This window comes from Kluyvera sp. STS39-E (assembly GCF_040932435.1).
In the GTDB taxonomy this organism is placed as follows: domain Bacteria; phylum Pseudomonadota; class Gammaproteobacteria; order Enterobacterales; family Enterobacteriaceae; genus Kluyvera.
In genome coordinates this window covers 1-411 of sequence record NZ_JBFQGA010000029.1, presented here as the reverse complement: position 1 = coordinate 411, position 411 = coordinate 1, and the positions used below count along the sequence as shown (strand labels likewise).

Annotated in this window: 2 tRNA genes and 1 rRNA gene; all 3 read right to left on the bottom strand. The window is 50.1% G+C overall.

Annotation, left to right across the window (positions count from 1 at the left end):
- Window positions 1-14: 14 nt before the first annotated feature.
- A tRNA-Ala gene (locus AB4K05_RS24685) sits at window positions 15-90 on the bottom strand.
- A 111-nt stretch (window positions 91-201) separates the two neighbouring features.
- A tRNA-Ile gene (locus tag AB4K05_RS24680) sits at window positions 202-278 on the bottom strand.
- A gap of 69 nt (window positions 279-347) precedes the next feature.
- Window positions 348-411: ribosomal RNA gene (locus AB4K05_RS24675) — 16S ribosomal RNA — on the bottom strand; the annotation flags it as partial.

Below are 411 nucleotides of genomic sequence, written 5' to 3'. Positions count from 1 at the left end.
CAGTAAAGAAAGGATGGTGGAGCTATGCGGGATCGAACCGCAGACCTCCTGCGTGCAAGGCAGGCGCTCTCCCAGCTGAGCTATAACCCCATCGCAAAATGCTAATCTCTGATACCTTTAATTCACACTGAGACAAGGCGTGGGATGGCGAAGCATACTGAAGTATGCGAGTCATTCCGCAACGCAGTATCAGGATGAATTTGGTAGGCCTGAGTGGACTTGAACCACCGACCTCACCCTTATCAGGGGTGCGCTCTAACCACCTGAGCTACAAGCCTGCAGAGATTTTTACTGCTAATTTTCATCAGACAATCTGTGTGGACACTTCAAAGCACGTTTCTTTAAGGTAAGGAGGTGATCCAACCGCAGGTTCCCCTACGGTTACCTTGTTACGACTTCACCCCAGTCATG